Origin of the sequence: Exiguobacterium sp. s80 (assembly GCF_018618725.1) — a bacterium.
Lineage (GTDB): Bacteria > Bacillota > Bacilli > Exiguobacteriales > Exiguobacteriaceae > Exiguobacterium_A > Exiguobacterium_A oxidotolerans.
This window is the reverse complement of sequence record NZ_JACSMP010000001.1, coordinates 395,670-422,357: the sequence shown is the minus strand read 5'-3', so window position 1 is coordinate 422,357 and position 26,688 is coordinate 395,670. Positions and strand designations below refer to the sequence as shown.

Below are 26,688 nucleotides of genomic sequence, written 5' to 3'. Positions count from 1 at the left end.
AAAAAAGTAGCTCGCCAAATACATGGCGAGCTACTTTTTAGCGTTTTTTCGTCAATTCAAGCGTTTCGAGTACAAGTAAGGTTGACTGCAACCGGCTATGCCCCGCTTTAGCGAGTAATAGATGAAACGCAAGCAACCAGTTGACTTCTTCGGAAAACCGATTCCGCGACCGTTCCCGGTCGACGACCCGTGTCACGTATATCAAGTCGACACGATCAGTCGAACGTAACAGGGCGAGTAGCGGGAATAGGCGTTCAAACATGCGAACTTCCCGTTTTTCAAGCATGTCCACCCAATTTTCAATCCGTTGTTTTTGTTCTGCTTGATTGTTTGACGTAGCAAGGATTTGAGCGGCAATCAATCGTTCGCTTGACGGTCCCATCCATTTACTGAGCCATTCTTCACTCGTCTTGACATCCTCGACGAAGGATGCGAGCAATTGTTTTTGGTCCATCAATGCTGCCGTGACGACGTATTGTTTCGTCACATTCAACCCCGGGCGTTCTGCTCGAAAGTGTTCGACGACCGGCAAAGCGTCCGTACCGCGCTGTCGATTCAAGAGCTCTCCAAGGGCAAAAAACGGGCGGACGGCTTTGTCTTTGATGAAGCGTCGTTTAATATGCTTTTCAGCTTCAATCACTTGCTCGACTAACTGTTCCGGTCGGTCGCTATAAAGTTGAAGTTGCGAAATCAGCAGTGGCGTATAACGACTTTGAAGTGCTGAAAAGCGTGTTGTCTTCCGTTTAATGGCATGCGCTAAGCGATCGTAGGCCGCCCGGTCGAACACGACGTCTTGAATCGTATACGATAAGGCAAAAAAACGGCGGAAGTCGTGGGACGTTTCCTCGCGGAGAATGGCATAGGTCTTATTGTAGTTTTCACAAAATAATCCGTACATCAAAGCGCCCTCCCTTCGGTTCTGTTTTCCCCTTTTCCTGACAAATCATTCCCGAATCTGACTATGCGCGTCGAAGTTCCTCAAAAGAAAAAACCGGGTTCACCTCGTCTTTCAAATGAAAAGACAGCCGGTACCCGGTTTTTAAAGGCATGTCAGACCCGTTGTTTTTCAAGTAACCGGGAGAAATAACCACCATTTTTAATCAATTCGTCATGTGTACCGTCTTCAATGATGCCCTCTTTCGTGACGACGAGAATCCGGTCCGCATTTCGAATCGTCCCGAGACGATGGGCAATGATTAAAGTCGTCCGGTTTTTCGAGAGTTCCGCGAGCGATTCTTGAATGATCGCTTCCGTCTCCGTATCAAGAGCAGATGTCGCTTCATCTAGAATCAATAGCGGCGGATTCTTCAAGAACATCCGGGCAATCGCCAGCCGTTGCTTTTGTCCCCCGGATAATTTCAAGCCCCGCTCCCCAATCTGTGTATCATACCCTTCCGGTAAATCAGCGATCATCTGTCCGAGATGGGCGCGCTCGGCAGCTGCGATGATGTCTGCCCGCGTCGCTGTCAAATCGCCATAGGCAATGTTTTCGGCAACCGTCCCCGAAAAGAGAAAGACGTCTTGTTGAACGATACCGATTTGTTGGCGGAGCGAAGCTTTTGTCATCTGCCTTACATCGATGCCGTCAATCGTAATCGCTCCTTCTAAAACATCGTAAAAGCGAGGGATTAAGGAACAAATCGTCGTTTTCCCGGCACCCGACGTTCCGACGAAGGCAATTGTCTGACCGGGTTCAACGGACAGGTTGATATTTTTTAAAATCAATCGATCGGCTTCGTAGCCGAAACTAACATCATCGAACTCGATTGCACCATGCAGACGATCGACCGTGATTGCGTCTGGCGCATCCTTCAGCTCATCATCCTGATCAATCATTTCAGCGAATCGCTTAAAACCTGCCATCCCTTTCGGATAAAGTTCGAGAAGTGCCGTGATTTTGTCAATCGGTTTCAGCAAAATGTTCATGTAGAGAATGAACCCGACAAGTTCGCCGTAACTAAGGCGGCCGTTGTAACTTAAATAGGCACCGTACACAAGAACGGCGAGCGTCATCAGCCGCGTCGTCAAGTAAATACCGGACAGACTTGTACTCATAACTTTATAGGCATTAATCTTCGATTGACGGAACGTTGCATTATCTTGCTCGAACCGCGCGACTTCGTGGGCTTCGTTCGTAAACGACTGGACGACACGAATTCCTGAGACGCTATCTTCGACACGGGAGTTGACTTCGGCGATATTGCCGTACATCTTGTCCCACGAACGATTCATCCGGACGTTGGCGAAACTAATCAACCAAATCAGGAACGGAACAGCAATGACGGTAACGAGCGCAAGCGGCGCATTAATCGTCAGCATGATTGAGAAGGCACCAAGTAACGTCATCACGGCAATGAAGGCATCTTCCGGTCCGTGGTGAGCCAGTTCCCCGATATCGAACAAGTCATTTGTGATTCGGCTCATGATGTGCCCTGTTTTCGTGTTATCAAAAAAGCGGAACGACTGTTTTTGAACGTGTCCGAATAATTGGCGCCGCATGTCGGTCTCGATGTTGATACCGAGCTTATGTCCGAAGTAATTGACGACGAACTGCATCATCGTACTGATGACATAAAGCAACAGTAGACCGACACTGACTAAGATGATCCAGTTCAGCTCGCCTTCTGGCAACAAAGAATCGATGAACCACTGGACGGCAAGCGGAAACGCGAGCTCGAGTATACCGACGAATAAGGCTGACGAAAAATCGAGCCAAAACAAGCGTTTATGCGGTATGTAGTATTGATAAAATCGTTTTAACATTTGTAAATTCCCCTCCTAGCTAATTCTAGTGTACAAGAAGACTCTAGATTAATCGCGCCTCAAAACACAGATCATTATTTTTGAAAATCAAAGTAAGTTTTTTCATAAAAAATATATTTTAAAAACAGGGGAATTAACATCTCATATGACAAAATGGTAACAACGATTCTATTCGAACCATTTTGGAAGGGAGTTACGCAACTTGAAAAAGACACTTCTCGCTTTGACGACGCTCGCGTTGGTCAGTTCAGCGACCGCGGTCGAAGCCGCCTCCACAAAGTTAACGTTAACCGAAAATGTCAACATCCGAACTGCTGCCACTACTTCCGCACCCATCATTACGACCTTAAAAAAGGGTACAACGGTAACCGCTGTTAAGAAGTCAGGTTCTTGGTACGAAATTCGTTATCAATCGAAAAAAGCATTCATCACTTCGAGTTATGTGAAAGCAGCTACTGCTGCAAAAACGACGACAGCTAAAACGACGACAACAACGACTTACATAACGAATACAGCTGGTGTCAATGTTCGTGAGAAAGCGAGTACGGCTTCCAAAAAAGTCGGACAACTTACTAAAAATGCAGCCGTGTCCGTCAAAAAGAAAACCGGTTCTTGGTACCAAATCGTCTACAAGAAAAAGACGGCATACGTCCATGCCAGTCTCATCACTGCGAAAAAATCAACCGTCAAAACGACATCGAAACCACCAGTGACGACACCTGTCGCAACAGCCGTTAAAGCCGTCGATACGACCAAACAATATACAGTCAACGCAAGTGGCGGACTGAATGCCCGCTTAGCAGCATCGGCGTCGGCACAAATCTACAAAACGATTCCGAATAAAACGCTCTTGACGGTCACGGGTACGATTGACGCCTGGTATCAAATTAAGCTCGACGGAAAAGTCCTCTACGTCGCCGCGAGTTATGTTGCTGCATCAGCAAAAGAAACACCGCCTGCAACGAATGGCGTCTCGATCAATCCGGTCGACCAAGCCAAAACGTATACCGTCAATGCGCCGTCAGGTTTGAATGTCCGGACGGCACCAACAACCTCCTCACAAGTCTTCACCCAAGTTGCCCACGGTTCGAGCGTTCAGGTGATGGGTGAAACGACGGGTTCCGCTGCCGGATGGTACCAAATCAAAATCGGGACAGGTTACTATTATGTCGCGAAAAGCTACATTACGACTGGGACTGTTGCGACGACTCCGCCCGTAACACCGCCTCCTGTCTCGACTGTCCCTGCTTCCGGTGTCATGGAACGGGCGATTTCAATCGGTCAACAGTATCTCGGGACACCGTACGTCTGGGGGTCGAGTAGCCCGATCAACGGCGGATTCGATTGCTCGGGTTTTATCAACTACACGTTGAATACGGCCGGTTACAAAGTCGGGCGGACGAACGTCAATGGCTACTGGAACAACGACCTGTACCTCGGTCAGAAGCTGTCGAAATTACGTCAGCCGGTCCGCGGAGATATCATCTTCTTCGAGAATACGTATGCCGCAGGTCCGACCCACATCGGAATCATGTTGAACAATGACCAATTCATCCATGCCAATACACCGTCACTCGGCATCAGTCGCCTGTCGGAAAAGTACTGGACTCAAAAATTACTGGGCTTTAAAGCCCTCTGATGCAACAGGATTGACTAAAAAAGTACTTTCTACCCCCTTTTTTCCAGGGGAGACACAAGACCCGATTTCCTGCCCTTAGTGAACAGGAGGTCGGGTCTTTTTTGTCTCTGACAGCGTAAGTTTTGCGTTTTTTTCTGCAGGCGTCGCGTAAAGCAAACGCCTCCTTTTTTTCTTTTCGATAGGTATCTTAGATGTGCCGAGTGTTCATCCTCGACTCCTATGGGAAAAAGGAGCGCAATCCTCGCTTCCTGCCGGGTCTTCCGCCCATGGAAAGCGCGGACTCAAAAATCGTCTGGAGCGACTTTTGCGTCAGCCCTGTTTTTTACGATAATTCCGCTAAGATTTGCTCGATTTCTTGTTTGAATCGTCCCGGTGACAGTTGTTTCGTCATTTCTTCCACTTCTGCCCGACGGTCCACCCCTACCCCGGCGCGCATCGCTAATGCGAGTGCATATAGCATCATCGCGTGATCGTATTCACCGCCAACTTGCCATAAATGTGCACCGCGCCAAATGTTAGCGACACCGCTCTGGAGGTCAAACGGGAGTGTCTCTTTTGAGTCCTTCCACAAACACAGATTGACTTCGAAGTATCCGATGTAATGAATGCACGCTTCAATATTGACTTCAACAAGTCGTTCCCGCGCATACCGGACGCCTTCATAATCCTCTCGGTGGACCGCAATCGACCCTTTCGTCAACTCGACAAGAATCCGCTCGAATGCTGTTGCTTCCGTGAACAAAAAGAAATGTTCCAGTAATTCCAGTTCGTGGTCGGCTGCCTCAAAGTCTCCGTCTAGACTTAAGAATAACGCCAGCAACCGGTGATAGTTACTGACGTCACTGTAGACGCCTTTTTCCCGCATATAACGGATGCCTTCCCGTAAAAAGTCAATCGACTGGCTCCAGTTGTCTTCGTTCACACTGACGCGGAGAGCCTGTAACATTTGATAGTCAAGAAACGTTTCATGTGCAAGTGGGACGTCCTGATGAATCATCATCGCATCCACCTTTCGGTACGCCTCTTCATAACGGCGCAGGAAAAATAAGAAATAGACTTTCGAGATTTGTACATTCATCTGTTCATCCCGTAATTCAAGCCGCTTGTAAATTTCCTCCGCTAAATCGAAATAATGTAAGCCCTGTTCCGTGTTCGAAAAACGTAATGCGTTTCCATGCATCTCATAGATTCGACCTTGCCAGTAAGAATCAATCGCCGGTTCTAAATAGGGTGCAAGCATGTCGGCGATCTGTTCTTCCGCATAATAGTCGTTTGTTCGTGCATTGATTTTTTCAATCAGCTGCTTCATTTCGATCGCCCGGGGATCAATCAACAACTCATCGATCGAGACATGCAGACGACGCGCAATTGCTTGTAACGCCGGTAAGGACGGCGTCGCCTTATCGTTCTCAATCATACTGAGCATCGATTTCGTCATGATGCCGTCTGCGACATCCGACTGCGTCATTTTTTTCGCTTTCCGTAAACTTTTAATTCGTTGTCCAAGCATGGCCGGCACCTCATTCTACTGATTAAGTTAAATTAAATTTAACTTTTATATTTACAAATATCTCCTGTTCCTCTAGTATAAAGGAAAGTTCAATTTAATTGAACAAAAAGGAGGAATCATGATGTCGAAAAATTTACAACGGCTCCTGTTCGGTAAGTTTTGTTCGTTGTTCGCAGCGAGTCTCTTTACGTTCGTCGCGGGTTTGACCGTATTACGGGAAACGTCATCCGGGCTGCAATTCGCGCTCGTCTTACTCGCCGGGACACTGCCACGGATTCTGTTGTCGCCCATTGCCGGAGTGCTGTCCGACCGCTGGAACCGAAAAAAAATCATCGTCACGACCGAGGCGACGAGTGCCGTCATACTCGCCATATTTGCAGGTTTCGCTACCTTTTTCCCGGTCCATACGATTCATTACATGATCGTCAGTGCCCTTTTAACGGCTCTTTCGACATTCCTCTCCGTTACCTTGATGAGTTCCCTGCCCCGCTTGCTTGACGATACGGAATTACAGCGTGGTAATTCCCTGATTTCAAGTATCAGTTCCCTTTCGTCGATCGTTGCTCCGATGCTGGCCGGTTTCCTGTTAGCCTTTGCACCAATCCACCTTTTCACCCTCTTACCGCTCAGCTTGTTTTCTCTCGCTGCGCTGTGGAACATGCGCCTGACGTTCCGCGTCATCCCCGCTGTTCATGAAGAAAGCCCGCCTTCGATGTGGGCAGACTTTCAATCCGGCTACCGTTATTTATTCAAACAACGGGTCCTGACGACACTCATCTTGATGGCACTTGTGTTGAATTTCTTTTTCATCGCCTTAGAAGTCATCTATCCCATCATTTTGCTCGATCGTCTCAACGTTACATCATTTCAGTTCGGAACGATTGAAGCCGCTTTAGGTGTGGGTCTTTTGCTTAGTTCGCTGTTGCTTGCGCTCCCCCGCTTTACGATTAAGCGTCCATTGATGACGTTGTTCCAGTCGGTTGCTTTGGTCGGGTTTCTATTCCTTTCCCCTTTATTACCGTTACTCGGTATCGTTCCGCCGAACTGGACATTTGCTTATTTTCTCATCTTCTCCTTCACGGTAGGGTTCATTATTCTCCGGTCAAACATTCCGATTCAACTGCTCGTCCAACGGCAAACCGATCCGGCTTACTTAGGGCGTGTCATCGGTGTCCTCGAATCACTCGCAATGGGCATTACACCAATCGGGATGCTGTTATTCGGCCTGTTAAGTGATTACGTCTCGCTCAATCTGATCCTCGCAATCAGTTCATCCGGCTTACTCGTGACGGTCGGAATCGGATTTTTCCACTTACGGCATGACGTCCGGGCAGAACGTCTTGCAAAAGATCAGATTCCCGAAACTGAAAAAACGTCCACCTCAGCAAGCTGAGATGAACGTCCGGATTGATTTAAACCGTTGCTTTGACCGCGTCCATAATGAGACGGAGTGATTGTTGTTTCGCTTCTTTATCGGCAATCATCGAAGCAATCATGACTTCGTCCGTTCCATATGAATCGGCGAGGTCTTGCAATTGACGGGCGACGTCTTCCGGATTTCCGACGATCATCCGTTTCCGGTTTTCGGCAATCCGGAATTGATCCTGGAACGAATACTGGTATGCCGCTGCTTCTTCCGGTGTCGGTGTGCCTGTTGATGAAACCCCTTTTTCGAGTAAGAGCAATGACAGATCAAGACTGGATGCCAACCGTTCTGCTTCTTCCGTCGTTTCGGCACACGTCACAAAAATCGAGACGAGTGTCTGCGGTGTCGCGTTGAATGATGTCGCCATGAAGTTATGACGGTAATAATCCATCACGTCTTGTCCGCCCTGTCCGTTGATGAAGTGGGCGAATGCAAAACCGAATCCGCGTTGTGCTGCATTTAACGCACTACCGCCACTTGATCCGAGCAACCACGCTTCCGGTGTCGTGTCGACTTCCGGTGTTGCGACGAGTCCTGCGAAACGGTGATCGGCCGGTGCGCCGTCTTTTAGGTAATCAACGAGATCGTCAAGCTGTGCGCCATAGTCCGCGCCGCCGAAGCGTGGCGACGAACCTTCTTGTAAGGCACGTGTCGCTAGCGGCATGCCGCCCGGTGCCCGGCCAAGCCCAAGGTCAATCCGGTTCGGTGCAAGCCCTTCGAGGACACGGAAGTTTTCCGCAACTTTGTAAGGACTATAATGAGGTAACATGACGCCGCCTGAACCAAGACGGATTTGTTTCGTCACCGCTGCCATGTAGGCAATCAAGACTTCCGGACTCGACCCGGCCAGTGTCTTCGCGAAGTGGTGTTCCGAAACCCACAGGCGTGTGTAGCCAAGTTCATCTGCTGTTTTCGCAAGATCGACTGTTTCTTGTAATGCTTCGGATGGGGTTTGCCCTTTTGAGACAGGAGATTGATCCAATATACTTAATTTCATCGTGTAAAACGCTCCTTTGAAGTGAAATTCATACTTAGACTGTACGCCTCGGAAACGACGGAATGCAATAAAACTGCTTCTTGATTCATTGATGACGTTTTCAATTTTAAATTCAGGGAACATTCTTAAAGTGAGCAAAAAAAATGAACAGATGGGGTGTTGTACATGTCAACGAATCAAGAAGCAGTCGAAACGGTCAAAAAATTAGTCGATAAAATCGAAACGGCGATGCTGACGACAGTGTCAGATGAAGGTCTTGTCTCGCGTCCGATGCAAACACAGGATATCGAGTTCGATGGCGATCTCTGGTTCCTCACTTCTAAAGAAACCGGGAAATACAATGAAATCTTAAAAAATCCGAGCGTCAACGTCGCCTATGTCGACAAATCATACGTCTCGATTCGCGGGAAAGCAGAAATCGTCGAAGATGTCGCCCGCAAAAAAGAACTATGGAGCCCCCGTTACGAAGCGTATCTCGGGACAAGCTACGAAGATCCGAAAGTCGTCTTAATCAAGATTGATACGGAAGCTGCCGAGTACTGGGAAACGGGAAACACGACTAAGTCTGTCAAACAAGTCCTCAAGAAAGTCACAGGAAATGACGACTCGAACGAAATCAACAAAACCGTTGATTTGACGTAATAGCTTGATATCCAGCCGTTCCGCCTTGTGCGGAGCGGTTTTTTTCTAGTCTCTCCTATCGATTTAGTGTAGACTACTACTATTACTATAGTTTGTTAACAAAAGGAGCACACTCATGGGAGAATTCATTACGTTATTACGACGAGGAAATCGTTCGGCATTAACAGCCGGAATCGTCAACTCCATCATTGCCATCATCAAGACCATTGCCTACACCTTAACCGGAAACGTTGCGATGTTCGCCGAAATGATGCACTCACTTGGCGACGCCGCGAACCAGTTCTTTGTCTTCATCGGTTCAGCGCTCAGTAAAAAAGCACCGACAAAACGCTTTCCGAATGGCTTTGGTCGACTCGTCAACCTCGTTCTGCTCGGCGCAATTTTATTCGTCGGCATCATGGCTTACGAAACGATTCATGAAGGGATTGGACATATTATCGACCCAACGGAGTCAACGGGATTCTGGATCACCCTATCTGTCTTATTTGCCGGTGTCGTCCTTGAAAGTGCTGTCTTCTTTAAGGCGATGAAAGAAATTGCCCACGATGCCAAACTGACAGCAAAAGGACCACGTCTGATTCTCGAAAGTTTCCGTTCATTAAAACAAGCGAAGCCTGCGACACGACTCGTCTTCTTAGAAGATTTAGTCGCGACGGCTGGTGGCATCGTTGCGATGATCGCTGTCGTCATTTCACATGTGACGCCTTATCATCAAGCGGAAGGCATCGCCTCTGTCCTCATCGGTCTGATGATGTTTTATGTCGTCGGTAACGTTTTCTTGCAAAACGCTGCCGGAGCGCTCGGTGAAGCCGATGAAACGATGGCGGCACGGCTCGGTGGTTTAATCATGCAAGATCCGGACGTCCGTGATATCAGTAAACTTGAAGTCATCAAAGAAGGTGACCACTTCCACGTCGAAGTCGAGATTGAAATCGATCCGGCGATGACCGTAGCGCAAGCGGACGATATTAAAGACCGACTCGAACTGCAACTCCGGATCCAACAAGACATCACCGACGTCACGATCGGCTTCGATGAGGACGATCAAGTCCAGCAATACATCGTCTCGACAAACGAAGAACGATGACCCCCTTCACGCAGGACGTCGTGACGATCATCCGTGCGATTCCTGCAGGACGTGTCGCAACATACGGTCAAATCGCCCGCCTCGCTGGAAACCCACGGGCCGCTCGCCAAGTCGTCCGGATTCTGCATAGTATGAGTCAGGCGGAACGTTTACCATGGCATCGCGTCGTCAACGCCAAAGGTGAAATTTCGCAAGGGATTGAACAGCAATTGGCCCTCGAAGCGGAAGGAATCGTCTTTCAATCGGACGGCAAGCTCGTGCTGCCGGATTATCAAATGTAAGCTGATTGTAGAGGACGGATATTTACTCACTTTCAAAAAAAGAACCACTTCCCTGACTAAGCGGAAGTGGTTTCAGTCTGAAGTTACACTTATGAAGTTTAAAACGATTCAAGACGGAACGCGCGCTACACTGTCTGCATTCTCACGATCCCGCTAAAAAGCGTCACGTTTCGTTGACTCCTACGGGAAAAAGTGCAAGGTCCTTGCGCTGTCAGAGGCATGCAAGACCCTGCTCGTTGTCCGCTAGGAGCAAGGAGCAACGGCTTGCGCCTCGCCCGAGGAAAGCAACGAAAAAAGACGCGTTTATCTCCCGCTATCACTTCGTCTATACACTAGAACCACTTCCCTAACTAAGCGGAAGTGGTTCTTTTTGTTCGATCGTAGTCCATCCTTATGCTTTTTCATCCATCTGCCGTAACACTTCGGCCTCGAGTTGCGGTTCCGGTGGCAACCAACCGTCCGGTTTCATGACTTTTTGATCGGATTCTCGGAAGATCGGTTGACCGTCTGGCCCGAGTTTCGCCATGTTCGCGCGTTGAACGATTTCAAAGAGAGGTCCCGGTTCGAGCCCTGCTTCGACAAAGCTACCCATGATGAAGTAAAGTGCGTCCGTCAATGCATCACCTTGACCTACGAGGCGTTCGACGGAAGTCGTCGGATAGGTTTCTTTTAATGATTTTTCAACAGCCCGGTCAATCCCTGCTTTGAGGGAATCGATTGCTGCTAAAAATTCCGCTTCATCCCGAGACGATTGATGCAGAAACTCGACTGCTGCTTCTTCTGTCGTCCAAGTTGCCCGTTTGATGCCACGCTCAAGTTCGAGCGGGGTTGGTCGTTCCGCTCCCGGGTGATTAAATGTGTGATGGAACTGTTTCACGTCTTGAAAATAATTTGGTTGTTTCACACTGTCCACTCCCCTATGTTTACGTTTCATCCATGAACCGTATTCATTTTAACAGGTTTGGACAGATTTCTCGAACGTCCGCTTCATGAATGAACGAGATCAAGCATCTTGATGCCACGCGTGATCAACTCGTCGCGTTCCGGTGACGTCTGCTTCAGGCGCTCGAGATCGTCAAGGAGACGCGGTTGGTCGACTTCATCTGCCAGTTCAAGCAGTTCAAGCCGGAGTAACCAAGCATCCGGTAACTGGACAAGTGTCTGATCAATCAGCTGTGACAGGCGCGACTGACTCGCCTGACCTTCACGAATGGCACGAACGGCTTCAAAAATCGGATCAGCTGCCGTCAATGGACGTTCGATCCGTTCAAATTCAACGGTTTCCGGAATCGGTTTTAAGGCTTCAACTTCTGTTCCCGGGAAGGTTGACGTAATCGCACCAATCACGAGATCCAGTTGATCGAATTGCTCCGTCACACCATTTTTCGTTAATCGAGCGTCTTTCAGGACGGCGATGGCACGTTTACCGTTCACTTGCTCGATTGCTGCGACATGACCCGTCAATTGTAACGTCCCTTCCGTCCACTCGAGTTGCTCGCCGACTTCGACTCGCTCGAGAACCGCGTTCAACCCTTCTCCGTGCAAGAGCGTAAAGCCGTTCGGGTGCTCCGTCTGTGATTGACCTTCTAATACTTCGCCATTCGCTGCGAGTGCCGTCGGTCCAGTAAATCGAACGAGATCAATTGTTTCAAACGTTTCTTGTGCTGCCGGAACACCGACGAGCGAGAGACCTGATGCAAAGACGAGCGTCGACAGATTACCGGACTCGACCGCCTTGATGAGGCCGTGACGTCCACCACGGACGTATGACATCGTCTGTGCAAACTCTTCTAATGCGTCACGCAGTTGTTCAAATGATTCACAGACGAACAATTCTTTTTGCATGCTCGTGACGTCATGTTTTGTTGCGAGTGCCTTCGCAAGTGAAAATGGATGTTTCTTGACGGCATCCGTCAAGCAGTGGCGGCTTTCCCCGACTGAGGACAGAAGACCTGCCCCGTAAATTTGCGGGTCGTTAAGATCACCGATTAAACCAAACTCGACCGTCCACCAAAAGAGGCGTGAAATTTCATTGGCTTCCGAAATCCCTGTGACATGGGTCCGTGTTTCTGCGAGTGCGATTTCTGCTTCCTCAATGTCTTCCGGTGTTGAAAATGGACTTTCTTTGACAATCGTTAATTTTTTCAGCGCCTTAAAGACATCATGTTCTGCTTTATGATTGAAGGCATGTGCTCCGATTTCACCGAACCGGCGGACAAATTCAGCATACGTCGGATTCATCAAAATTGGTGCGTGTCCTGCCGCTTCATGCAGAATGTCCGGTGCCGGCGTGTAAAGAATGTTATCGACCTTCCGAATGTCGGTTGCGATCGGCAGGAGACCGTGTCCTTGGAAGTCGAAGAAGGCGACACCCGGAATCAAACCGTCGACGGCGACCGTTCCCCAACCACCGCGACTGAGGTTCGCCGTCATTTCGCGGACATCAGGAATGCGTTCCGGGCTGATTCCGGAAGCAGCGAGCCCTTCGAGGTACGCCGGGTGTGCTGTATGTTGCAATGTATTTAAATTCAAGCGCATGACGTAGCGCCAGACCGCATGATCCGTTGGTGTGTAATCTTCGTAATGCTGTGGTGCGACGTGTGGTTGTAAGTGACTTGGAATGATTGGTGTAGACATATGAAGTTCCCCCTTGAATTAAATTAAACAACAAAAAGTCCCTGTCGGACATCAAGTCCGACAGGGACGACGAAAGCCGCGGTACCACCCTGATAATCCATGCTTCGCACGAATCACTTCATTACGGGATAACGGTTTTCTCCGCTTGCTTCGCAAGAGACTCAGAAACTGTAATTCGATTCAATCTGTGTACACGTTCGCAGCGCCACGTGCTCTCTGAAACAGGGAGATTGTTTCTACTTCGGTTTCGTCCTCGTCTACGTCTTTCGCTCTGTTATGCTGTTACGCTTTTAGCAACTAAAGTGCTGTTAAGAAGGACTATACGCTTACTTTTGGCTTTCGTCAATGGCTTTTTTACGTTTAAACCGATTAAATGTTTTGTCCCGGACCGATTTCTGTTCAATCGATAATGACGTACCATGTCGTTTAAGCGCACCATGAAGCCGTTTTTCAAAAGCTTCAAGTTCTTGAATCCATTCATTCATCGCGACGACAATCGGTAAAATTTCCATGATTTCTTCTTCTTCGAGCTCATCACGATCGAGAAAAGAATGTTTAACGAAGGCAATATTTTCTTTCACTAAGTCTTCCATCGCCAGCGGTTCTTCCGTCAACAATAAATCATACGTCAACAGGACTTTCTCCTGCCGCTGGGCGATATGCATGACGTGGTAGAACAATTCACTGCGTAAGTCATCGGCGATGTTCGACAGAGCCTGTTCCCGCTCACGGAAACGTTCCGCCGTCGCGACACTCCGTTCCAAACACGACTGCATGTGTTGTAAGATGATGATGTTACGCAGCAACGGGACATGTTTTTGGCGTGTCCCTCGTACTTCCTCCCGGTGCAAGTTAAATAATTGTTGTGTCTCGCGTAGGGATTTACTCATTTTATCGATTGCCGGGCGATACGGAGCGACCTTCCCTTCAAAAGCGATCGCCCGCGTGACGACGAGCAGCTTCTCAAATAGTTTTGAGGCTTTTTGATAATAAACGTTCCCATACCGTGGCGGGAAAATCAATGCATTGACACCGAGGGCACACGCAATCCCGAGCATCACGAGTAAATACCGTATCAAAACGATTTGCCATAACGGCTCTGTCGCCCCTTCGACACTCTCCAAGATGACGATGATCATCAAGACGACGTGAGGAATCGTCCGACCGAATCCGAACGCCAGCAGGATGGAAATGGCTGCCATGATGACGATACCGATTGCAAGTGGGTTCGCAGGATTCGCTCCGAGAATCCATAAGGCGAGTAACGTTAAAAAGGCACCGATCAAGTTGGCCTCCGCCTCTTCTAAAAATTGTTTCCATGTTTGATAAACAGAAGGCAACAATGTCGTTGCTGCCGAAATCCCTGGTAAAATCGGGCTTAAGTTAAAGAGATTGCTAATAACTAATGCCAAAATAACGGCTAGTCCTGTTTTGATGGTACGTGGTCCAATTTGTAAGGATTGACCCCCCATAGTTGATCCCTCCTTCATAATGTAAGTATGCCCTCTATTCTTCCTTTAATATCATGAAAACGCAATAAAAAAATCACCCCCAGCGGACTGAGGGTGATTTCATATCTTTAACACACAATCTTCCTTAAGAATATAGAAAAGGACTAGCTCCGAACTTAGTCTAATGGAAAACAAGAAAAATCTAACCTAACTTTACTAATTTTCCTTTGGTAAAGCAGTGGTCACGCCTTCCTCGACTACCTTTCCATCATTCAAGCGAAAAACCATATATTCATCGTCTTTCAATCCTTCACCGGTAATTTTGACGGCAATCTTATATCTCTTATCTTTCTCTCTATGTTTATCGTCGTACGCAGATTTTACTGAAACAATATTTTCTTCGCCATACTTTTTGTTTATATAGTTTACAATTTTTTCTCTGACGTCTTCTTCATACTCTTTATCTACTCCCCTGTTTATAAAAAGAAAACCGCCTATCATTAAAAATAAAGTCAAACTAGTAATCATGATTTTTTTCAAGACGTTTCCCCCCTTCATTCTCTTCTCTATTTACTTTAAATGAATCTAGCTCATAAACAAACTACTATAACAGCAGTTTTGACGTGATGTTTACCCACCTTTTGCTCCTTGAATCGCCTTTTGTGGCAATCCTAAAACGATTTAAGACAGAACGCGCTCTTAATCGACTGTCTGATTTGCTTTTTCTAGCGGTATCGCCTAAAAAGCTTCGTTTTTTCGTTGACTCCTACGGGAAAAGTGCGTGACCACGCACTGGCAAGAGGCAAGCAACGGAAATGGAAGAAGCTTTTATCCTCCAACACCACTTTGTCTGTACGCTGGATAGAAGGATTTCCTAACAGAAAAAATCACCCCCAGCGGACTGAGGGTGATTTCGTTTTGATTACGATGCTTTTGTAGCTGTTCCAGATGTCATTTCTTTTTTCGCGAGTTCTTGATCGACGAGCGGTTTCTTCCAAAGTGAGAGAATTGCCGCTCCGACAAGTGCACCGATTAAGATAGCACCTGCGTAGCTGAGTGCTGCCATCAATGTGCCTGAAGGGCCGTCGAGTAACGGGAAGACGAATACGCCGCCGTGTGGTGCCGGAAGTAAGACGCCGAAGACGATTGTAAGTGCACCAGCGATTGCTGAACCGATGACACTTGACGGGATGACACGAAGTGGATCTGCTGCCGCGAATGGAATCGCACCTTCCGTAACGAATGATGCACCCATTGCGTAAGCTGCGATACCCGCTTCACGTTCCTGCGGTGTAAATTTCTTACGTGCAAACAATGTTGATGAGAACGCGACGAGAAGTGGTGGCACCATACCGCCTGCCATGACCGCAGCCATGACTTCCGTGTTCCCTGCTGTAAGTGCTGCCGTACCGAAGACGTATGCTGTTTTGTTGATTGGACCACCCATATCGATTGCCATCATTGCTGCGACGAGCATACCGAGGAGGATCGCGTTACCGCCACTAAGTCCGTTAAGTGAATCTGTCAACCATGTCATGAACGCTGCAACCGGTTCGTTGATGACGAGCAACATGATCATACCGGTAATGAATGAACCGAACAATGGATAAAGCAAGACTGGTTTAATTCCTTCAAGAGCTTTCGGAAGACCTTTCAAAGCTTTAACAAGAACTAGAACTACGTAACCTGCAAGGAAACCGGCAATCAGACCACCGAGGAAACCTGCATTCCCTTGGCTTGCGAGGAAACCGGCAATCAAACCTGGTGCGAGACCTGGTTTATCAGCGATTGACATCGCGATGAATCCAGCAAGGACAGGAATTAAAAGACCGAATGCGGCTTGACCAATCGACATCAATTGACCTGCAAATTGGTTATACGTCGAGTCATCCGGGTTTGACGAGTTGATTCCCCAGAAGAAGCTGATTGCGATTAAGAGTCCACCTGCGACGACGAGCGGTAACATCGCTGAAACCCCACTCATTAAGTGTTTGTAGAATCCACCACGTGCTGGTGTACCGCTGTTTCCTGACCCGCTGCCTTTATAGACAGGAGCGTCCTGTTTGACGGCGCGATCAATCAGTTCCTTTGGTTTACGGATTCCTTGTGCGACTGGTACTTCAACGACGTGCTTGCCATTGAAGCGGTCCATTTCGACTGCTTTATCTGCAGCGACGATGATTGCTGTCGCTTCTTGGATGTCAGCATCCGTCAGACCGTTTTTAACACCTGTCGAACCGTTCGTTTCTACTTTAATCCGGACACCCATCTCTTCCGCTTTTTGACGGAGAGCATCTGCTGCCATATACGTGTGGGCGATTCCTGTCGGACAAGCGGTTACAGCGAGGATGTAAGGTGCGTTTTGATCGACCGTTTCCGGTGTCACATCAACAGGACCTTCTTCTTCCCGTTCCTTCGCTTCAATGGCCGCGATGACTTCATCTTCCGAACGAGCCGAGAGAATCGTGTCACGGAAGTTGTTGTCCATCAAGTAGACTGATAGTTTCGAGAGTGTTTCAAGGTGGGCATTGTCCGCATTTTCTCCAGCTGCAATCATGAAGAACAAGCGACTTGGTTGTCCGTCCAGTGCTTCATAATCAAGTCCTGTCGAACGACCGAACGCGATTGCCGGTGATTTAACGGCAGCCGTTTTTGCGTGAGGAATCGCAATCCCTTCACCAAGCCCTGTCGTACTTTGTGCTTCACGTGCTAAAATCGCCTCACGGTAAGCATCCCGGTCGTTTAGTTTACCAGCACGATCAAGTACTTCAACAAGCTCATCGATGACGCTTGCTTTTGTATCAGAACGTAAATCCAGTTTAATCGTATCGCGTGTTAACAGATCTGTAATTTTCATGAGTAGTCACACTCCTTTATTATGATTGAATGAGTTCAACGACTTCGACATCGGTCAATAACCGTTCGATGTCTGCTTTTGTACATAATCCGAACGAATACGCGGAAGCACTTCCTGTCGTCACGGCGTACCGGAATGCTTCTTCCGGCGGACGTCCGAGTGCATGACTGGCAACGAACCCTGCGACGAGTGAATCCCCTGCTCCGACCGAGTTGACGAGTTTTCCTTTTGGCGTATTCGCCGTGTAAGCCCCTTGCTTGTTGACGAGCATTGCCCCGTCACCTGCAAAGGAAATAATGACGTTTTCCGCTCCTCGTTCGACAAGCTGTTGGGCGTACGGGACGGCCATTTCTTTTGATGTGATATCGACATCAAAGATTTCCCCGAGTTCGTGATGATTCGGTTTAATCATGAATGGACGGAGCGGCAGCACTTCGAGCATTGCTTCTTTAGTTGTATCGACGGCAAATTTAACACCGCGTTCATTTAATAAGAGTGCAATTTTTTTGTATAAATCATGTGGAAGACTGCTTGGGATACTTCCGGCGAAGACGACGATGTCACCTGACTGCATTGTTTCGAATGTTGCGAGCAGCGTCTCTAGTTCTGCATCCTGAATAACTGGACCTGCTGCATTTAGTTCCGATTCTTGATCGGCACGAATTTTAACGTTAATCCGGGTTTCGTCAGCAATCGGTGTGAAAGCTGTCAGTACGCCTTGTTTTTCAAGTTCACTTCGAATGAATTGTCCCGTACTTCCGCCTAAAAAACCGAGTGCTTCTGTCTCGACGTCATAATTTTTTAAGACGAGTGAAACGTTGATTCCTTTTCCACCTGCTACTTTTTCTGCTTGTTCGACACGATTGACTTGTCCTGCCTCAAATACCGGTAACGATACGTAATAATCGATTGATGGGTTGAGTGTCAGTGTATAAATCATTTCGCGTTCACCACCTCTGTATATTGACTGTATTTCGCTGTTTGTTCGTTCGATGCCATCGTGATAATCGTCGCCGCACGAAGTGGTGCAACGCGACTAAAACTGATTTCATCCAACTTGGTTTCGTCGACCAACACATACGATTTTTTCGCTAACTCAATCGCTGTCTTCTTTACGAGTGCCTCTTCCGGATCTGGTGTCGTAAACCCTTGCGTCGGATGAACGCCGTTCATCCCAAGAAATGCGACATCAAAGTGGTAAATCAACATTCCTTCACGTGCATTGTAGCCGACCAGTGCTTGCGTCGAATGCTTGAGTTGCCCTCCGACGACGAACGTCGGGATACGGTGGTAGAGTAACGTATTCGCAAGAGGAAGACTGTTCGTCACGACCGTAATCGCCTTCTGTTCGAGATAAGGAACGATGGCAAGCGTCGTCGTTCCAGCATCGAGATAGACATACATGCCGTCTTCGATTAAATCAGCCGCCGCTCGGGCAATTTGATTTTTCTCATCGACGAAACGATCTGTTTTCTCGACATAACTCGGCTCATCAATCTGCAGATGGTTTGCCGTCGCTCCCCCGTGAACACGGCGTAAGTGACCAGCAGTTTCCAGTTGTGATAAATCGCGACGGATGGTCGATTCACTAGCTCCCGTCCGTTCGACAATCGTCTGCATTTTGACGACTTCTTCTCGAGCGAGTAGCTCAAGAATCAGCTGATGACGTTTTTTCGTTAACATTGGTTTCCCTCCGCATCTTTAATATAAAGCGTTTACATTTAAAAATCAACCAAAAACGTTCATTTTTTTATTTATTTCTCTAAAAAACATTCATTTTACGACTTTATTCGACAGTAATGTCGATTTCATACTAATTATACATCAAAAACGGTCACAATATGACGGTTTACACAAAAAAACCGTTCAACGAGTGAACGGTTTATAAAGACAGGTAAATCAGCCTTTCAACTTCAGTTAGGTTTGTGCTTTATACCTTGACTTCATTGCGAAGGTGACCGATTCCTTCAATCGAAACATCGACGATATCCCCTGTCTGTAAGTATACTGGGGGTTTCATCCCATGACCGACGCCAGCTGGTGTCCCTGTCGCAATGATATCTCCTGCTTCGAGTGTCATCCCGCGCGAGACTTCCGTCAAAATCGTCACGATGTCACGAATCATCAACTTCGTCGAACCGGATTGACGCACTTGCCCGTTGACACGCGTCTCGACCAGGACGTCAGTCGGATCAAACGTATCCTTCGTGACGATAACGGGACCGAATGGACAAAAACCATCAAGCGACTTCCCGCGGAAAAACTGGACGTGTTCTTTTTGAAGGTCACGCGCCGTCACATCATTGACGATGCTGTAGCCAAAAACGTGGTCCAGTGCATTTTCAGGTGTCAAATCACGCCCCGTCGTCCCGATGATGATGGCGAGTTCGCCTTCATAGTCCAGCTGATTCGTTAAATCAGCATGGCGTTCAATGGAATCGAACGGCCCGACGATTGCACTCGGCGCCTTCGTGAACAATACAAATTTCCCTGCCCCTGCCGTATCCATTTCTTTAATATGGTCGGCATAATTTTTACCGACACAAATGACGTTACGCATCGGAACGTACGGCGCGAGCAAGCGGACATCTTCTGTAATCAATGGTGCGATGTCTAAATCAACATCCATCTCAAACCCCCGTGTGATGACTTCGAGCAATGAATCCGTATAGGCTTGTGTCGTCACGTCATACCGGTGTCCGTCCGACTCCACACCAATCCGTTCCCGTCCTTCTTGTTCAAATCGAAACCATTTCATGAAAACTCCCCCTTTTTTCTTAGTATACCGTTCACCCGGTCATGTATACAAAAAAACCGTCAAGATTTTCATCCTGACGGTCCTTCATTATGCAATCCGGTGCGCTAACCGATCGATTAATGCTTGTGATTCTTCATTTAATGCAACGAGTTCTACTTTCGTCCCTGCTGCCTGATATTTCAAGACAACCGTTTCAATTGCTTCCGTCGCGGAATCATCAAATAAATGGGCGTTCGTAAAGTCAATGACGACTTGTTTCATTTGTGCATCGGCTACGATATCAAACTGTTCAGTAAATGTCGTCGTCGAGGCAAAGAAAATCGGTCCATTGATTTGATACGTGACTTGATCGTTTTCAACACGACGTGTCATGTTGATGCGCGAAATTTTTGACGCAAAGAGAATCGCTGCAAGCAAGATTCCGACGAGTACCCCCATCGATAAATCATCCGTCAAGACCGTCACGATGACTGTCGCGAGCATGACAGCAGAGTCACTTTTCGGTGAATTCTTCAACATTTTAAATGAACCCCAATCAAAGGTCGCATACGATACAAAGAACATGACACCGACGAGTGCCCCCATCGGAATCGTCATTAATAAGTCATTCATCGTGACCATCAGCAGCATCAAGAATGCTCCTGCTGTAAAGGTCGATAGACGACCACGTCCACCTGATGTGACATTGATGACCGATTGACCGATCATCGCACAGCCCGGCATCCCGCCAAAGAATCCAGCAACGATATTTGCGATTCCTTGTCCACGTGATTCCGTCGCCTTGTTTGATGTCGTATCCGTCATCTCATCAACGATTCGTGCCGTCAAGAGTGACTCGATCAAACCAACGAAAGCGAGTGATAAGGCATACGGGAAAATGATTTGTAACGTCTCGAGTGAAAACGGAACGTTCGGTAAGAAAAAGCTCGGTAGTGACGCAGAAATTTGTCCCATATCACCGATGACGCGCGTATCAAGTGAAAAGACGACCGTCAAAATCGTCATAATCGTGATCGCGACGAGTGGTGCCGGCAGTACTTTTGTAAAGCGCGGGAAAATTAAGATGATGGCGAGCGACGCTGCGACCATTGCGTACATGATCCAGTTTTGTCCTTCGAACTGCGGCAGTTGTGCCGAAAAAATTAAAATCGCTAACGCGTTAACGAAACCAACCATGACGGAACGCGGAATGAAGCGAAGTAATTTCGCAACGCCTAAAAAACCGAGCACGATTTGAATGACCCCGGCGAGAATCCCGGCAGCGAGTAAATAGTCGACGCCATGATCTTTGACGAGTTGGACGACGACGAGTGCCATCGCACCTGTCGCAGCTGAAATCATTCCCGGTCGACCACCGGCGATTGAGATGATGATCGCAATAATGACGGAAGCATACAGCCCGACCATCGGGTTAACGCCAGCAATCAAGGAAAAGGCGATCGCTTCCGGAACGAGTGCCAAGGCGACGACGATTCCGGATAGAATGTCTGTTTTAGGTTGCAGCAGCCATTCCTTTCTCCATTGTGAAAACATATAATTCCTCATTTCTTTTTTTGTCTATTTCCTATCATAGTACCTTTTTGGGACGCAAACAAGACTCATTGTGATTTTGTCCGGATCATCACGATTTCATCGACCATTTCTTTATACGTCGCCATGATGTCCTGTCCACAGAAGATTGGATCCTCGTCGAGCGTATCGAGGGCACGACGGAGGAGATGAATTTTTGGTTTTTTTCGTTCGAGCAGTTCTTCATAGACAAAATCAAGCACTTCGTTATGTGCTTCCCTTGAAGCGTCTGAAATCGCCGACAAGCCAATCAACCGTTTCATGTGTTCATTTGTTTTTACGAACAGTTCTTTCCGGATGACGACCTCATCTTGCGGACGATCGAGCCAAACGGAGAGGAAACGTGGTGGAATCAATTGTTCTTCCGTTCGACTGACGTCGTCGACGAAATGTGTCAACCGATTAAAGACGTAACGGACGACCCGCTCCGGTTGTGTATTTTTTTCCGATTGACGGAAAAAATACATCGCGTATTGGAGCATCCCTGTATAAAGGACGGCGAAGTCAAGCAAGTATGGTGCTTTTTCCTCGCCAAACAAATCACGCATCCGGTGATAGGTCCATTCGATTTCAAGTAATCGGTTCTTTTCCATGAACGCCTTCAGTTCTTTTTCGTTCGAAGCGACAGCTTCTTCAAACAAGGTATAGAGCTTATATTTTTGCATCAGTTCAAGGTAACAGTTACCTTGTTGGATGAATGTCTCATAATCCGACACGTCGCGTCCGACCAAAATGTCTTTTCGAACATTACGCATTTTTTCAAAGACGACGTTAAATACGTCGATGAACAATTCGTTTTTCGATGAAAAGTAGTTATAGAACGTCCCTTTCGAGACATTACTATGCTCGAGAATATCTTGAATCGATGTGGACTGGTATCCCTTTTCGACGAACAGACGATATGCAGCATCCAGGAGTTGTTTCTTTTTTGGGTTCATTTTCTAATCCCTCTTCTAGTAAAAGATCTTTTTGAGTACATTCGATTTTACCTCAATCTTTTTTATTTTAGTGTATAAAGCAAATAATTTGTAATGTTTTGCTTCAGGCGGTAAGATAGCTAAGTTGTAGAATTGAAGTATAACAAATTAGACACGTAGTATAAAAGGAGCATAACGAAATGCAATCAACCAAGCAATCATCTCGACTTTATCTTATTTTAGCTGTCCTCATGGCAGGCGCGTTCGTTGCCGTCCTCAACTCGACGCTATTAAATATCGCCTTACCTTCCATTATGGTTTCGCTCGATATTCAAACCAGTACGGCCCAGTGGCTGACAACGGGCTATATGCTCGTCAACGGCATCATGATTCCGACGTCTGCCTTTCTCGTCCAAAAGTTCTCAACCCGCCAGCTGTTTCTAACGGCGATGAGCTTATTTACGATTGGAACCATCGTCGCGGGTCAAACGGAGCTCTTCCCCGTCTTACTCGGTGCACGGATGTTACAAGCATCTGGTTCTGCTATCATGATGCCATTATTAATGAACGTCTTGATCACCGGCTTCCCAATCGAGAAACGCGGACAAGCGATGGGGATTTTCGGACTCGTCATCACATTTGCACCGGCAATCGGTCCGACCCTGTCCGGTTGGGTCCTTGAGCATTACGAATGGCCGATGCTGTTCCACATCGTGACACCGATTGCTGCACTTGTTCTTGTTCTTGGTTTCTTCTTACTAAAAAAAGAAGTCGTCACAAGCAGTTTACGCATCGATCGCCTGTCACTCGTGTTGTCCAGTTTTGGATTCGGGGGCTTGTTGTATGGATTCAGTTCAGCCGGTTCAGCCGGTTGGGGATCATTCGCTGTCATCGGCTCCTTAACAGTCGGCGTCATCAGTCTCGTCTCATTCATTATACGACAATTACGTCTCGACGAACCGATGCTTGAATTCCGGATTTTTAAATATCCGATGTTTGCTTTATCACAAGGGATTTCGATGGTCCTTAACATGTCGATGTTCTCGGCGATGATCTTGATGCCGATTTATGTCCAAACGATTCGCGGGATTTCCCCGTTCCACTCTGGACTCTTGATGTTACCCGGTGCACTCGTCATGGCGTTTATGTCTCCGATCACAGGTCGCTTGTTTGACCGGTTCGGTGCCCGGGTGCTTGCCATCATCGGATTGTCGTTGACAGTCTTAACAACGTTCTTCTTCAGTCGTTTGACGGCAGATACAGCGTATTCGTTCCTCGTCATCATGTACACATTACGTTTCCTCGGAATCTCAATGGTGATGATGCCCGTCATGACGAACGGTCTCAATCATATTCCACAACATTTGACACCGCACGGTACGGCACTCAACAATACGTTATCGCAAGTATCAGGAGCAATCGGTTCCGGCTTACTCATTTCCGTCATGACATCACGAACAGCGAGTTACGCAACGGATCTTGCTGCGAACGCAACACCGACGACAGCACCGAAAACGATCATGACACAAGCAATGGTCGAAGGGATTAACGATACGTTCTTCATCGCGACATTGCTCGCCTTGTTCGCCTTAATCCTTTCGTTCTTCATTAAAAAGCGTCCATCGGAAACATTATCGGTCGTCAAACCGGTCGCCGAAAAAAAATATGCGTAACGGTAGCTTTCGCTTCCTTCCGTTATGAATGAAAAGAATAGACATGAAAACGCCGATGACTCCGGATGAAACATGGGAGCATCGGCGTTTTTTTGTTGTCTGCAGTCCGTCCGCTATCTGTTCTTGATATACTCCTCAATCTGTTTGGCGGAGAGAATCCGCTGGTTCGTACTGCCACGGATGGCAAGGCTCGTATCATGGAGCTGCTCCATGTAGGGTCCGTCAATCAAACAATCCACCTGCCGTAAGATTCGACACGCGCGTTCATCTTTAACTAAGTCTTCAATCCGATACCCGGTGAACAAATAAATCTCATAGTCCGGTCGCAATACCAGGACGAGCTGTTCAAGTGCTTCGATTTGAGCGAACGGTTCACCCCCCGACAGCGTAATCCGTTTTGATCCGATTTCCTCGACCCGCTTGATGACGTCAGGAGTCGAGTAGGTTGCACCTGCTGCAAGCGACCACGACGATGGATTATGACAGCCTCGGCACCGATGTGGACATCCGGCGAAAAAGATGACCGTCCGTAAGCCGGGACCATCGACGACCGAATCAGCGACGATGGATAGCAGTCGTACCATGGTAGACCCGGTCCTGTTCTTCCGCCCGTTTGGCTTCATTCCAGCGTGCCATCGTCCCGACGAGATATCCCGTAATCCGCCGAATCCGTTCAATGTCTTCTCCGCCACAGACCGGACACGTCTGCTCGATTGTCTGTTCCGTCCGACAGGTCAAACAACGATCGATTGGATGATTGATTGAGCCATAGCCAATGCCTTCTGCCACCATCATCCGGACGATATCCTCGACGGCTTGCGGATTTTCTGCGAGCGCTCCATCCGTCTCGACATAGGTGATATGTCCTCCGTTACAAAGGGCATGAAACGGCGCTTCGAGGCGAATCTTTTGACGCATCGTTACAGCTGCCGTCACTGGAAGATGGAACGAGTTCGTATAGTAGGTTTTATCCGTCACACCGGCAATCAAACCAAACTTTGCGACATCATGCGCCGTGAATTTTCCAGACAATCCTTCCGCCGGTGTCGCAATCAGTGAAAAATTCAATCCCGTCTCATCCCCGAATTGATCGACAACGTTACGCATCGTCTGAATCAACGCCCGGCCGATGTTATGGGCAATCGCTGAATCGCCGTGATCATGTCCCGTCAAAACGACGAGCGCTTCCGCGAGACCAATGAACCCGACCGAAAGCGTCCCGTGACGCAGGACCGGCTCAACGCGATCGGTCGGTTGAAGCGTCTCCCCGTCGCGCCAGACGTGTTGATAAAGAAACTGAAATTCTTCCGCCCGTCGATTCGCTTGGTACTGATAACGCTCGAGCAGCTGTTCGCAAGCTAGTTTCGTATAATCAGTCAATGTCGCAAACATATGATCGACCGTTTGACTCGTCAAGGCGAGACGAACGAGGTTCACACTCGTAAACGACAGATTTCCCCGCCCCGTCACGGAAGCTTCTCCTTGACGATTTTCGAAAACACGCGTCCGGCAACCCATGTAGGCAACTTCTTCTGTTGTCTTGCTGACGTTGAACGGGGCATCTAAAAATGCAAAGTTCGGAAACAACCGTTTTCCCGTGACTTTTGTCGCAAGCTGAAATAAATCGTAATTCGGATCACCCGGATTTAACGTCACACCTGCTTTGACTTTAAAAATCTGAATCGGAAAGATGGGCGTTTCCCCTTTTCCGAGACCTGCCAGTGTCGCTTCAAGTAAGGCTTTTGTTAGCATTCGACCGTAAAACGACGTATCCGTCCCGTAATTAATCGAGATGAATGGGACTTGTCCGCCACCGCGTGAATGCATTGAATTCGTATTATGAATAAAGGCTTCGCATGCTTGATAGGTGATTTCGTATGCTTCTTGGCGCGCATATCTCGCACGACGTGCCTTCGACCAGCTCGGAGCAATCTGATTAATTTTCTTCATTTGACGTGCGTATGTTTTCTCGACGAAGGGAGCTAAATCGGTATCAAAATTCGGAAAGGCTTGCCCGCCATGCTGCATGTTTTGATTCGCCTGCATAATGATCGCAGCGAGCGCCATCGCAGAACGGATATCTTGTGCCGGACGAATCGACCCGTGACTCATCTGGAATCCGTTCGTCAGTAAGCGGCCTAACGGAATTTGAGAACAGGTCGTCGTTCCCGTGACATAGTAGTCAGCGTCATGGATATAGAGGATATTGTCCGCTAACGCTTGTTTAACGCGAGGCGTCACGAGCAAGTCTTCCATCATCGCCCGCGCCGCCGTACTCGCGATCCGGTTTAACTTCGCGAGCGGTGCTTTGCCATCGATGTTGGCATTTTCTTGGACATGGTTGGTCGTTGGTTCCTCAATCACTTGTCGGTACAAGGTGTTCACTTCCATCACTATCACTCCCTAGATATCGCTTTATTTCTGTCTGTACGACTACTATATCTAGGAAGATTCGGCAACAGCAATCCCTGCATACTTTTG

22 protein-coding genes and 1 other annotated feature are annotated in these 26,688 nt (G+C 47.9%); of the genes, 6 read left to right on the top strand and 16 right to left on the bottom strand.

Features of this window, described 5'->3' with window-relative positions:
* Positions 1 to 37 precede the first annotated feature (37 nt).
* Together KNP94_RS02125 and KNP94_RS02120 are read right to left on the bottom strand one after the other, a co-directional pair.
* On the bottom strand, positions 38 to 898 hold the full coding sequence (locus tag KNP94_RS02125) for a DUF4003 family protein (protein WP_214767366.1): 861 nt from the start codon (positions 896 to 898) through the stop codon (positions 38 to 40).
* A 152-nt stretch (positions 899 to 1,050) separates the two neighbouring features.
* Positions 1,051 to 2,763: an ABC transporter ATP-binding protein gene (locus KNP94_RS02120; protein ID WP_215115126.1), complete on the bottom strand. Its 1,713-nt coding sequence runs from the start codon at positions 2,761 to 2,763 to the stop codon at positions 1,051 to 1,053.
* A gap of 202 nt (positions 2,764 to 2,965) precedes the next feature.
* Here KNP94_RS02120 and KNP94_RS02115 point away from each other — a divergent pair, with 202 nt between their 5' ends.
* Complete coding sequence (locus tag KNP94_RS02115) at positions 2,966 to 4,402, top strand: C40 family peptidase (RefSeq protein WP_088836741.1); 1,437 nt, start codon at positions 2,966 to 2,968, stop codon at positions 4,400 to 4,402.
* Between the two features lie 322 nt (positions 4,403 to 4,724).
* On the opposite strand, the gene KNP94_RS02110 is transcribed toward KNP94_RS02115, so the two are convergent.
* Complete coding sequence (locus tag KNP94_RS02110; protein WP_215115125.1) at positions 4,725 to 5,912, bottom strand: helix-turn-helix domain-containing protein; 1,188 nt, start codon at positions 5,910 to 5,912, stop codon at positions 4,725 to 4,727.
* A gap of 121 nt (positions 5,913 to 6,033) precedes the next feature.
* On the opposite strand from KNP94_RS02110, the gene KNP94_RS02105 reads away from it, so the two are divergent.
* A complete protein-coding gene (locus tag KNP94_RS02105) occupies positions 6,034 to 7,305 on the top strand; it encodes an MFS transporter (protein WP_214771766.1) in 1,272 nt (423 codons plus the stop codon).
* Positions 7,306 to 7,324: 19 nt separating this feature from the next.
* Here KNP94_RS02105 and KNP94_RS02100 read toward each other — a convergent pair whose 3' ends face one another.
* A complete protein-coding gene (locus tag KNP94_RS02100) occupies positions 7,325 to 8,335 on the bottom strand; it encodes an LLM class flavin-dependent oxidoreductase (protein ID WP_088836737.1) in 1,011 nt (336 codons plus the stop codon).
* Between the two features lie 165 nt (positions 8,336 to 8,500).
* Here KNP94_RS02100 and KNP94_RS02095 point away from each other — a divergent pair, with 165 nt between their 5' ends.
* The 3 genes from KNP94_RS02095 (at position 8,501) to KNP94_RS02085 (ending at position 10,345) form a co-directional block, all read left to right on the top strand.
* Positions 8,501 to 8,977 carry a pyridoxamine 5'-phosphate oxidase family protein gene (locus KNP94_RS02095; RefSeq protein WP_088836736.1) on the top strand — a complete coding sequence of 159 codons (477 nt, stop codon included), beginning with the start codon at positions 8,501 to 8,503 and terminating at the stop codon, positions 8,975 to 8,977.
* A 115-nt stretch (positions 8,978 to 9,092) separates the two neighbouring features.
* Positions 9,093 to 10,064, top strand: coding sequence for a cation diffusion facilitator family transporter (locus KNP94_RS02090; RefSeq protein WP_214801111.1), 972 nt, complete (start codon positions 9,093 to 9,095; stop codon positions 10,062 to 10,064).
* On the top strand, positions 10,061 to 10,345 hold the full coding sequence (locus tag KNP94_RS02085; RefSeq protein WP_088836734.1) for an MGMT family protein: 285 nt from the start codon (positions 10,061 to 10,063) through the stop codon (positions 10,343 to 10,345). Before KNP94_RS02090 ends, KNP94_RS02085 begins: the two co-directional genes overlap by 4 nt.
* Before the next feature lie 391 nt (positions 10,346 to 10,736).
* Here the strand turns inward: KNP94_RS02085 and KNP94_RS02080 are convergent, their stop codons facing one another.
* The 10 genes from KNP94_RS02080 to KNP94_RS02035 form a co-directional block, all read right to left on the bottom strand.
* The gene (locus tag KNP94_RS02080) at positions 10,737 to 11,249 is read right to left on the bottom strand and encodes a pyrophosphohydrolase domain-containing protein (RefSeq protein ID WP_371815994.1); all 513 of its coding nucleotides are present in this window, start codon (positions 11,247 to 11,249) and stop codon (positions 10,737 to 10,739) included.
* Positions 11,250 to 11,332: 83 nt separating this feature from the next.
* Complete coding sequence (locus KNP94_RS02075) at positions 11,333 to 12,982, bottom strand: aromatic amino acid hydroxylase (RefSeq protein WP_215115123.1); 1,650 nt, start codon at positions 12,980 to 12,982, stop codon at positions 11,333 to 11,335.
* Between the two features lie 59 nt (positions 12,983 to 13,041).
* Positions 13,042 to 13,245, bottom strand: a binding site (T-box leader).
* Positions 13,246 to 13,308: 63 nt separating this feature from the next.
* Positions 13,309 to 14,454 (bottom strand): FUSC family protein, encoded by a 1,146-nt coding sequence (locus KNP94_RS02070; RefSeq protein ID WP_215115122.1) that lies wholly within the window; start codon positions 14,452 to 14,454, stop codon positions 13,309 to 13,311.
* 195 nt (positions 14,455 to 14,649) lie between these two features.
* Complete coding sequence (locus KNP94_RS02065; protein WP_088836730.1) at positions 14,650 to 14,973, bottom strand: hypothetical protein; 324 nt, start codon at positions 14,971 to 14,973, stop codon at positions 14,650 to 14,652.
* 382 nt (positions 14,974 to 15,355) lie between these two features.
* Positions 15,356 to 17,290: a PTS fructose transporter subunit IIABC gene (locus KNP94_RS02060; RefSeq protein WP_215115121.1), complete on the bottom strand. Its 1,935-nt coding sequence runs from the start codon at positions 17,288 to 17,290 to the stop codon at positions 15,356 to 15,358.
* Between the two features lie 19 nt (positions 17,291 to 17,309).
* On the bottom strand, positions 17,310 to 18,230 hold the full coding sequence (pfkB, locus tag KNP94_RS02055; RefSeq protein ID WP_215115120.1) for a 1-phosphofructokinase: 921 nt from the start codon (positions 18,228 to 18,230) through the stop codon (positions 17,310 to 17,312).
* On the bottom strand, positions 18,227 to 18,973 hold the full coding sequence (locus tag KNP94_RS02050; protein WP_029333224.1) for a DeoR/GlpR family DNA-binding transcription regulator: 747 nt from the start codon (positions 18,971 to 18,973) through the stop codon (positions 18,227 to 18,229). The genes pfkB and KNP94_RS02050 overlap by 4 nt, the downstream gene beginning before the upstream one ends.
* Positions 18,974 to 19,220: 247 nt before the next feature.
* Positions 19,221 to 20,048: a fumarylacetoacetate hydrolase family protein gene (locus tag KNP94_RS02045; RefSeq protein ID WP_214807739.1), complete on the bottom strand. Its 828-nt coding sequence runs from the start codon at positions 20,046 to 20,048 to the stop codon at positions 19,221 to 19,223.
* An 87-nt stretch (positions 20,049 to 20,135) separates the two neighbouring features.
* Positions 20,136 to 21,581: a SulP family inorganic anion transporter gene (locus KNP94_RS02040; protein WP_029333221.1), complete on the bottom strand. Its 1,446-nt coding sequence runs from the start codon at positions 21,579 to 21,581 to the stop codon at positions 20,136 to 20,138.
* A 65-nt stretch (positions 21,582 to 21,646) separates the two neighbouring features.
* Positions 21,647 to 22,555 carry a TetR/AcrR family transcriptional regulator gene (locus KNP94_RS02035; RefSeq protein WP_088836727.1) on the bottom strand — a complete coding sequence of 303 codons (909 nt, stop codon included), beginning with the start codon at positions 22,553 to 22,555 and terminating at the stop codon, positions 21,647 to 21,649.
* A 179-nt stretch (positions 22,556 to 22,734) separates the two neighbouring features.
* On the opposite strand from KNP94_RS02035, the gene KNP94_RS02030 reads away from it, so the two are divergent.
* Complete coding sequence (locus KNP94_RS02030; protein ID WP_214767340.1) at positions 22,735 to 24,207, top strand: DHA2 family efflux MFS transporter permease subunit; 1,473 nt, start codon at positions 22,735 to 22,737, stop codon at positions 24,205 to 24,207.
* A gap of 113 nt (positions 24,208 to 24,320) precedes the next feature.
* On the opposite strand, the gene nrdG is transcribed toward KNP94_RS02030, so the two are convergent.
* Complete coding sequence (gene nrdG, locus KNP94_RS02025) at positions 24,321 to 24,791, bottom strand: anaerobic ribonucleoside-triphosphate reductase activating protein (protein WP_214767994.1); 471 nt, start codon at positions 24,789 to 24,791, stop codon at positions 24,321 to 24,323.
* Positions 24,763 to 26,598 carry an anaerobic ribonucleoside triphosphate reductase gene (locus tag KNP94_RS02020; RefSeq protein WP_215115119.1) on the bottom strand — a complete coding sequence of 612 codons (1,836 nt, stop codon included), beginning with the start codon at positions 26,596 to 26,598 and terminating at the stop codon, positions 24,763 to 24,765. Before KNP94_RS02020 ends, nrdG begins: the two co-directional genes overlap by 29 nt.
* Positions 26,599 to 26,688 lie beyond the last annotated feature (90 nt).

Excerpts from the sequence above, each read along its gene's own strand:
- KNP94_RS02125 (WP_214767366.1), bottom strand. The coding sequence starts at position 898 with ATGTACGGATTATTTTGTGAAAACTACAATAAGACCTATGCCATTCTC.
- KNP94_RS02120 (WP_215115126.1), bottom strand. The coding sequence starts at position 2,763 with ATGTTAAAACGATTTTATCAATACTACATACCGCATAAACGCTTGTTT.
- KNP94_RS02110 (WP_215115125.1), bottom strand. The coding sequence starts at position 5,912 with ATGCTTGGACAACGAATTAAAAGTTTACGGAAAGCGAAAAAAATGACG.
- KNP94_RS02105 (WP_214771766.1), top strand. The coding sequence starts at position 6,034 with ATGTCGAAAAATTTACAACGGCTCCTGTTCGGTAAGTTTTGTTCGTTG.
- KNP94_RS02100 (WP_088836737.1), bottom strand. The coding sequence starts at position 8,335 with ATGAAATTAAGTATATTGGATCAATCTCCTGTCTCAAAAGGGCAAACC.
- KNP94_RS02095 (WP_088836736.1), top strand. The coding sequence starts at position 8,501 with ATGTCAACGAATCAAGAAGCAGTCGAAACGGTCAAAAAATTAGTCGAT.
- KNP94_RS02090 (WP_214801111.1), top strand. The coding sequence starts at position 9,093 with ATGGGAGAATTCATTACGTTATTACGACGAGGAAATCGTTCGGCATTA.
- KNP94_RS02085 (WP_088836734.1), top strand. The coding sequence starts at position 10,061 with ATGACCCCCTTCACGCAGGACGTCGTGACGATCATCCGTGCGATTCCT.
- KNP94_RS02075 (WP_215115123.1), bottom strand. The coding sequence starts at position 12,982 with ATGTCTACACCAATCATTCCAAGTCACTTACAACCACACGTCGCACCA.
- KNP94_RS02070 (WP_215115122.1), bottom strand. The coding sequence starts at position 14,454 with ATGGGGGGTCAATCCTTACAAATTGGACCACGTACCATCAAAACAGGA.
- KNP94_RS02060 (WP_215115121.1), bottom strand. The coding sequence starts at position 17,290 with ATGAAAATTACAGATCTGTTAACACGCGATACGATTAAACTGGATTTA.
- pfkB (WP_215115120.1), bottom strand. The coding sequence starts at position 18,230 with ATGATTTATACACTGACACTCAACCCATCAATCGATTATTACGTATCG.
- KNP94_RS02050 (WP_029333224.1), bottom strand. The coding sequence starts at position 18,973 with ATGTTAACGAAAAAACGTCATCAGCTGATTCTTGAGCTACTCGCTCGA.
- KNP94_RS02045 (WP_214807739.1), bottom strand. The coding sequence starts at position 20,048 with ATGAAATGGTTTCGATTTGAACAAGAAGGACGGGAACGGATTGGTGTG.
- KNP94_RS02040 (WP_029333221.1), bottom strand. The coding sequence starts at position 21,581 with ATGTTTTCACAATGGAGAAAGGAATGGCTGCTGCAACCTAAAACAGAC.
- KNP94_RS02035 (WP_088836727.1), bottom strand. The coding sequence starts at position 22,555 with ATGAACCCAAAAAAGAAACAACTCCTGGATGCTGCATATCGTCTGTTC.
- KNP94_RS02030 (WP_214767340.1), top strand. The coding sequence starts at position 22,735 with ATGCAATCAACCAAGCAATCATCTCGACTTTATCTTATTTTAGCTGTC.
- nrdG (WP_214767994.1), bottom strand. The coding sequence starts at position 24,791 with ATGGTACGACTGCTATCCATCGTCGCTGATTCGGTCGTCGATGGTCCC.
- KNP94_RS02020 (WP_215115119.1), bottom strand. The coding sequence starts at position 26,598 with ATGGAAGTGAACACCTTGTACCGACAAGTGATTGAGGAACCAACGACC.